Annotated in this window: 7 protein-coding genes; 5 read left to right on the top strand and 2 right to left on the bottom strand. The window is 48.2% G+C overall.

Annotated features, from left to right (window positions below; genetic code table 11):
* Positions 1-495 precede the first annotated feature (495 nt).
* Positions 496-1,623, bottom strand: coding sequence for a ThiF family adenylyltransferase (locus ACKI5J_RS06920; RefSeq protein ID WP_407427880.1), 1,128 nt, complete (start codon positions 1,621-1,623; stop codon positions 496-498).
* Positions 1,624-1,789: 166 nt separating this feature from the next.
* Here ACKI5J_RS06920 and ACKI5J_RS06915 point away from each other — a divergent pair, with 166 nt between their 5' ends.
* From ACKI5J_RS06915 to ACKI5J_RS06895, 5 genes are read left to right on the top strand one after another with little or no spacing between them, the layout of a single operon-like run.
* On the top strand, positions 1,790-2,854 hold the full coding sequence (locus tag ACKI5J_RS06915; RefSeq protein ID WP_407427878.1) for an MFS transporter: 1,065 nt from the start codon (positions 1,790-1,792) through the stop codon (positions 2,852-2,854).
* A gap of 21 nt (positions 2,855-2,875) precedes the next feature.
* Positions 2,876-5,092: a molybdopterin oxidoreductase family protein gene (locus ACKI5J_RS06910; RefSeq protein ID WP_407427876.1), complete on the top strand. Its 2,217-nt coding sequence runs from the start codon at positions 2,876-2,878 to the stop codon at positions 5,090-5,092.
* Between the two features lie 32 nt (positions 5,093-5,124).
* On the top strand, positions 5,125-5,694 hold the full coding sequence (locus ACKI5J_RS06905; RefSeq protein WP_407427874.1) for a 4Fe-4S dicluster domain-containing protein: 570 nt from the start codon (positions 5,125-5,127) through the stop codon (positions 5,692-5,694).
* Between the two features lie 5 nt (positions 5,695-5,699).
* Positions 5,700-6,218 (top strand): Rieske (2Fe-2S) protein, encoded by a 519-nt coding sequence (locus ACKI5J_RS06900; protein ID WP_407427872.1) that lies wholly within the window; start codon positions 5,700-5,702, stop codon positions 6,216-6,218.
* A gap of 12 nt (positions 6,219-6,230) precedes the next feature.
* Positions 6,231-6,515, top strand: coding sequence for a DUF6755 family protein (locus ACKI5J_RS06895; RefSeq protein WP_407427870.1), 285 nt, complete (start codon positions 6,231-6,233; stop codon positions 6,513-6,515).
* Between the two features lie 4 nt (positions 6,516-6,519).
* On the opposite strand, the gene ACKI5J_RS06890 is transcribed toward ACKI5J_RS06895, so the two are convergent.
* The coding region (locus ACKI5J_RS06890) for a nitrate/nitrite transporter (protein ID WP_407427868.1) at positions 6,520-8,018 on the bottom strand (1,499 nt) is incomplete at its 5' end.

Here is an 8,018-nt window from a genome sequence, read left to right as displayed (position 1 = left end):
TTCAGAAGCATAAAAATCAGAAAACTTAAGTAAAACCGACTCTTTGATCTAACCGTATTTTTAAGTTAAGCTATTACTGGCTACACTTAAACGCTAATTGCTCTCGTAAAGCCTCCGTTACCACCAGAATGGGGGCTTTTTATTGCGCTCAACTGCTGGCATCGATCAGCCTGTCTTAAGCCTCTAACGCATTGTCATTCCTAACTACCAGTATCTTATGCTTGGTATCGCTGTTCTGTTCTGCTTGTCGGGCCTCTGCTATTATCAAAAACTCCACCCTCTTCCGAAACGGAAAGACTTCTTTAAACGACCATTTCAAATATCATTAAGCCGGTTCTTTCAATCATGAAGCAACAACCAGTTCTGGCTGCAGGTAGTCAGTTCGGATGAATTACGAAAGTGGTCAGTTGGACGTTCATGCTGTCAAATAATAAACAAAAAGCGCATAGGTTTGTCAGCCTCTACGCTCTTTGTGACCTGACAGCTGTATAAATATTAAATGCCATCGTAGTTGATGTCCTTGCTGTCCTTTTGCTTGTTCCAGGCATTCATGCCGCCTTCCAGATAATGAATGTTGTCAAATCCGTGTCGCTCATTCAAGACAGTAGCTAGCTTTTGGGCACTTTCTCCTTTCTCGGATATCAGTACCACAATGATATCCTGGTGAATCTGGTCAAGGTCAGCTAACAACATCTGTTCGGGTATGTGCAGGTAGTTCCATGACTCATCGCCGGGACCTGCGGGATGTTGTCTAAGGTCAATAAGCTGCAACGGTTCTTTGTACCTGATCTTTATGTCAAGCAGTTTGGGGCTGATGGACCGAATTCCCGACGGTTCGGACAGACTCTCCTGTTGTACGTCTGCATATTGAGGTGGTAAGGTCGAGATCGCCTGGTATTCAGCTATAGGTTCCAGCCTTATCGATGTCAGCTGGTTCGTGAAGACGTTAAAGCTAACGAGTTTATTGCCCGCGATATGGCCTATCTCGCTAAGGATCTTTATCGCTTCGTTAGCCATCATACAGCTAATCAGAGCAGGAAGGGTAGCAAGGCCGATCTTTTTTGGCCGCTGTATCAACTGGCCTGCGTTTGCGTTTTGTAGCAAACACCTCAGGGTAGCACCGGCATGGTAATTCAACACACTGAAGTGGCCGGAAGGAAAGTCTAAACAACCGAAAATCATCGGCTTGCCTGCTATTACGCAGGCATCGTTGATCAGGAGGGACTTGTCCAAAATGTTATCCGTATCGATCACCAGGTCATAGCCGGCAACCAAATGCGAAACAGAGTCGCGGTTTAAGCGCTGTTCATGCAGCTTAACCGTTATTTCGGGGTTTATGTCTCTGAGGCTCGATGCCAGTATTTGACTTTTGAGCTTTCCTTCCTGACCGCTGCCGAATATAGGCTGTGAAGGCAGGTCGCGCTTACGTATTACATCCTCAGATACAATGCCCAGAGAACCGACTCCCATCGATGTCAGGTAAGACAACATCGGCGATGCAAGGGCACCGGCTCCGATGACAAGTACTTTGGATTTCGTCAGTGCTTCCTGGCCCGGTACCCCAAAGCCTGTAGTCTGAACGTGATTCTGGTACCGATTAAGGAAATTTTCTGTATCTTCCATAGTTAACGAATAGGCAGTTAGGGATTTACGTTCTCACTGACGCGATTTAAAAAAAACAAAACCATAACGGTCTTGTTTAGAAAATGTTACAAGCGGTATTAGCTAGGATCACGATAGGGGATCTGACCGAAATCAAAGTCAATCAGTTCATTAATACTATGACGGTATGTTTTCACTAAACAAACAAGCTTTTATCAATGCGGCCGTAGTTTCCATTATCACCATAGCACTTGTTTTCTACGGTTCCAGAGAACTTCAGAACTTTGACCCTGCGTTGATCGCCTACCTCTTCGGGACCGTGTTTGCCTTCTTCGGAGTCGTGTACCGTTACTCTGTCTGGCTGCAAAGGCCGCCAACACGTATGTATTATAAACGCACATGGGAGCTGATCTGGAACCGTCAGTTCTTTTCTCACCTCTGGTTCTTCATCAAGGAGTTCATACAGAATATCGGATTTCAGAAATTCATTTATCCCCGTGGACGAAGCCGCTGGATAGGACACTTTCTCATGGCCTTCGGCTGTACCCTGGCTTTTGCTATTACTTTTCCGTTAACCTTCGGCTGGATCCATTTTACCCTGAACCCCGAATCAGGTCTGGATCCCGGAACGGCGAAGCTCTACGAAGCTCATTTTTTCGGATTCAAAATGATGGAGTTCGAAGTCGGATCTTTGCCCGCATTTTTGATCTTTCATGTCCTTAACTGGTCGTCATGGATGGTGATCATCGGCGTGCTGATCTTCATGCGCCGCCGCCTTACCAAACCCGGACTTATCTCTACCCAGTCTTTCGAAGGAGACTTGCTACCCCTGATATTGCTCCTGGCTATATCCGTAACCGGCCTGGGTTTAACCTATAGCTACCAGTTCATGAAGGGCTTCGCCTATGATTTTATGGCTGTTACACATGCTATAACTGTTATCATGTTCCTGATATGGATCCCTTTCGGAAAGTTCTTCCATATCATTCAACGTCCCGCTCAGCTCGGTGCGCATATTTATAAACGCGAAGGTATCCGAAGGGGCATGGCGGTTTGTCCGCACACCGGAAAAGAGTTCGCTACTCAAATGCACATCGATGATCTGAAGGATGTTACGAAACAACTGGGCTTTGACTTTACCCTCGAAGATGGTACTTCCCACCTTGATCTGAGTCCGGAAGGTAAACGTTCGCGTCTCGCCATGGCTCATTTGAAGGCACGTCAGGAGAACGGTGGAAAGTTATTTGGTTAACCTGTTATAAAACGAATCGTTATGGCAAGATTGCCTGTTTCAGCTGAAAAACTCATTGAAGAGTTTGGTCCTCACCTGAATTATCCTCCCAGGGAAGGTTATGCAGGAAGGGATGAACCTGATAAGGAAGTGAAAACGCACTGCTGCTTCTGTGGTATGCAATGTGGCATGAAGCTCCTGGTGAAGGACAATAGAGTGGTAGGTTTCGAACCCTGGATGGAATTTCCTTATAACCAGGGGCGCCTGTGTCCAAAAGGCGTCGAACGCTATCTTCAGAATAATCACCCCGACAGGCTCCTGCATCCGCTCCAACGCGAAGAAGGTAAAGGGTTTAAAAATGTCTCCTGGAATGCCGCCATGGAAAAAACGGTATCCGAAATACAGCGTATCCAGCAGATGCACGGCAACGACTCCTTTGCGATGCTTTCCGGAGTTTCACTCAGCAATGAAAAGAGCTACCTCATAGGTAAATTTGCCAGAGTGGCGCTGAAAACAGCCAATCTTGATTATAACGGCCGCCTCTGCATGGTGAGTGCCGGTGCCGGAAATAAGAAGGCCTTCGGTCTTGACCGTATATCCAACAGCTTTGAGGACCTTGAACGCGCCGAAGTCATTATCATTACGGGAGCAAATGTCAGCGAAACTTTTCCTACGCTTACCCACTGGATCTGGAGGGCACGTGATTACGGTGCTAAGCTGATCGTTGTCGATCCGCGGATGATTCCGCTGGCCCGGACAGCAGACCTGCATCTTCCGGTACGGCCCGGAACAGATTCTGCCTTGTACGGGGCCATGCTTAAGTACCTTGCGGATCATGATATGCTGGACCACGACTTTATCGATAACCATACAAGCGGTTTCCAGGAAGCGCTTGACGCCGTACAGGGCTATACGCTAGAGTGGGCGGAAGAAGTTACCGGTATCGAAAAAGAGAAGATAGAACTCGCTGCCCAATGGTGGGGGAAGGCCAGCACCAGCTTCCTGCTGCACGCCCGCGGCATAGAACACCATACAAAAGGTGTGGATAATGTCTTGGGCTGTATCAATCTGGTACTGGCAACGGGTAGAATTGGCAAGCCTTATTGCGGATATGGTACCATAACCGGACAAGGAAACGGTCAGGGTGGCCGCGAACACGGACACAAATGTGATCAGCTGCCCGGAAATCGGGATATTACCAATCCTGAACATCGTAAGATCGTGTCGGATATCTGGGGTATAGATGAAAAAGACCTGCCGGGTAAGGGCCTGACCGCTTATGAACTTATTGAAGCGATCCACCGGGGAGACGTGAAGGGACTTATATCCATCTGCTTCAACCCCATTGTTTCTTTGCCCAACAATAACTTCGTGCGCGAAGCTTTTGAGAAACTCGAATTTTACGCCTGTATCGACTTTTTTATGAACGAGACTTCCCGACACGCTGATATCATCTTCCCGGGTTCTCTTCAAGAGGAGGAAGAAGGTACTGTAACGTCTGCCGAAGGTCGCGTTATCCGTGTAAGAAAGGTGGTCGACTGTCCGGGTGAAGCCCGGCCCGATACGTCCATTATTCTCGAGCTGGCCGGCAGGCTTGGCGCAGGCGAAAAGTTTAAATTCGAAACCAGCGAAGATATTTTCAACGAGCTTAGGGTGGCCTCCCGGGGGAGCACAGCCGACTATTACGGCATCACCTACAAAAAGATAGAAGATAATATGGGGATTTTCTGGCCCTGCCCAACGCTTGATCATCCAGGAACCAAAAGATTATGGGAAGACAAGAAGTTTTGTACGCCCGATCAGAAAGCGCATTTCAACCCGGTGAAATACCGTGAGCCCGGAGAAGTGACGGATGAAGAATATCCGGTGGTCATGACAACCGGCCGCGTCGTCTCACAATATCTCAGCGGAACACAGACACGCCGCATAGGCAAGCTGGTGGATAACTTCCCTGAGCCAAAAGTGGAGATACATCCACAGCTCGCCAGGAAATACAACATCCGCCAGGACGAAGTCATAAGGGTCGTAACCCGCCGCGGAACGGCTGAATTTCCCGCTAATATTGTCGAGACCATACGCACGGATACGATCTTCTTGCCTTATCACTGGCCAGGCCGCAAGTCAGCCAATCAGTTCACTACCGGGAATCTCGACCCTGTGTCTAAAATACCTGAATTTAAGGTGTGCGCATGTCGCTTAGAAGGCACAGGAATTTTCGCAGAACCGTCAACCGACCCGAAGGCTTACGCCAGTACCTAAACAGTAAACATCACCCAGTAAATGAAAGACATATGCCTGTAACGAATTATATTACCAATCAGGAGTTTTTTGTGGATATGCAGCGTTGTATTGGCTGTAAAGCATGTGAAATGGCTTGCGCAGAGTGCGAGACCAATGGGCACGAATCCATGATCCACGTAAATTACATAGACCGGGCAGTAACTATCCAAACAACCGTACAGGTTTGTATGCATTGTGACGATCCTGCCTGCGCGAATGTATGTCCCGCTGACGCGATATCCAAAGACGAGTTTGGTGTCGTTCACACAGCCAACACGTCGAGATGTATCGGATGTTCGAACTGTGTGATGGCATGTCCTTTCGGTGTTCCTAAAAAGAACGAAGCCTATGATCTGATGATGAAGTGTAACATGTGTTATGATCGCACCAGCGCAGGTAAAAAGCCCATGTGTGCCACCGTCTGCCCAACACAAGCACTTTACTACGGTACGCGGGCGGAAATGGCGATGATGAGACCCAACAGCACCCCTGTAAACAACTTCATCTTTGGAAAAGAAAGCGTAAGTACCAAGGTTAATATCATGATGCCTAAAGGTTCAACAGTTTTACGTGTAGATTAAATATTATGGCAACAGATAATAAGGATAATCACTGGAAGGAGGATTTTCCCATACAGCAACTCGAAGCAAGACAGGTAACAAGAAGAGATTTTGCCAAATTCTTATGTCTGGTGTCGGGTGGCTTGGCAACAGGCAGCGGCTATGTCGCTGCCAAGGCGCATCTTTTTCCAGGCGAAGAGGTTCAGGGCGAACATTTCGTTTGTAAACGGGACGAGCTGCCTGTAGGCGGTACCAAGTCATTTGTCATCCCCGGAAGCACGATTCCTTACGTGCTTATCCACGTAGAAGACGGCCAGCTGCGTGCTTATGAGCAGAAATGCACTCATTTGTCATGTGCGGTATTTTATAAGCCGGGAACCGGAAAGATCGAATGCCCCTGTCATAACGGATGGTTTGACGCTTATACGGGAGAAGTACTTGCAGGACCGCCCCCCCGGGCCCTTCCACGCCTGAACGTAGTCCTCAAAGAGGATGGCATCTTCGTCACCGCACATCAAGGAACAAGTGAACAAGTTCAGTCTTAAAATTAAAAGATTATGAGTACTTTCAGAGAAGGGCAGAACCAGGCGCACCCCAATAAAAGCAATACCCTTATACTCGCGCTGATCGTTATCCTGATCATTAATGTCAGCATTCAGATCTGGCTGTTGTACACAGCTCTGAATAATGCGCTTGCACAAAATAAGGATATCGCCATTCCGGCTTTCCTGGCATCTCTCTTTCTATTTCTTATCGGTTTCTTCTGGTTATATTACCTTCCGACCGGAGCTAAGAAAAGAAAGGTTAAGCAGAATGTCAATTTTACAGATACCTATCACTAGCCCGCTATTTATCGGGCAAGTGTTCAAACTTATCTTGAAGCTCAGGAGACCGCCTTGCCATCATTTTCGTTATCACCAGGTGCATCCAGACGATACAGATCATGGAGAGCACCCATACAAACATCCATGAACTGGTCCATAAGCCTGTTCCGGTGAGCAGGTAGCCAAACAGTATAGGCCCTACAAAGCCGCCCAAACCGCCCATCAGTCCCACCATTCCCCCGACCAGACCAATCTGTGTGGGGAAGTACTCCGGTATATGCTTAAACACGGCTGCTGTACCGATCCCCCAGGTCACTCCGATAAGCATAACCAGTACGATAAACACCCACATATTTGCCTGAAAGTAGATTCGCGTAGTTCCCTGAGCGATCAGCTGCTTTTTGCTCACCTTGTCTCCAGGCTTTACGAGCACCTCATGCCAGGTTTCTTTATTAGGGAAGATCATCACCGTATTCCTGGTATTCTCGAAAACACGGTTTTTGGGACGAATCGCATACGACTTTCCGTCAATAGATATGGAATTTGCCGTTACCTCCGTCACGGTCCCTGCTTTAGTCGCCATGATGCCGGCACCGGGAGAAGCAATTTCCATTCGGGGTATGATCAGCAGGAAGCTCAGTACGACTGAGGCGCCAAGCACTCCGTACATGACCTTGCGCGCGCCATATTTATCAGACAAAAATCCCCCCACTGCCCGAAACAGCCCGGCAGGGAGGCTGAAACATGAAGCGAACAGCCCCGCCAGAACGAGGTCAGTCTGGTAAACATTCACAAAATAGGGGACAAGCCACTGTGAGAAGGCAACGAAGCAGCCAAACACGAGGAAATAATACAGGCCGAAACGCCATACACGAACCTCACTTAGGGGCGACAGAAGCTGCATCAGCGTCTTGCTCGTGGCTACAGGCTTTCTGTTTTCCGCAAAAAGGAAAAAGAGCAAACCCACGATAAGCAGGCATGCCGCATAAATGACCGGCATCTGTCGCCAGCCATCTGGGTTAGCTCCATTATCGGTGAGCATATTCAATAAAGAAGGTCCCACCAACGTCGTCACTGAAGCTCCGGCCGTCCCCGTACCGAAGATTCCCATCGCCCTTCCCTGCCAGTTCTGCGGATACCATAGTGATGTGTAGGCAACGCCGACGGCAAAACTGGTCCCAGAAATACCGAAGAGAAAGCTCAATATCAGGAATGTGGTATAACTATTCGCGAATGACAGCAGGAAAAGGGGAATCGCGCAAAAGATCAGCAGCGTGCCGAATACCCATTTACCCCCAAACTTATCCGTAAGAATGCCTACTGGAAGTCGGAGGAGAGATCCGGTAAGTACCGGCACTCCGAGGAGCCAGCCAATTTCAACCATGCTCCATTCAAATATCCCGTTGTCGGTAAGATAAGTAACCAAAACACCATTTATCATCCAGGCAGAAAAACTCACAAGGAATCCAAGCGTGTTGAGAAATAAGATTTTATGCGACCTGAGCCCGACTTGAATCTCTG

Source organism: Arcticibacter sp. (assembly GCF_045629565.1).
Taxonomy (GTDB): Bacteria; Bacteroidota; Bacteroidia; order Sphingobacteriales; family Sphingobacteriaceae; genus Arcticibacter.
This window is presented reverse-complemented; position numbering and strand designations above follow the sequence as displayed.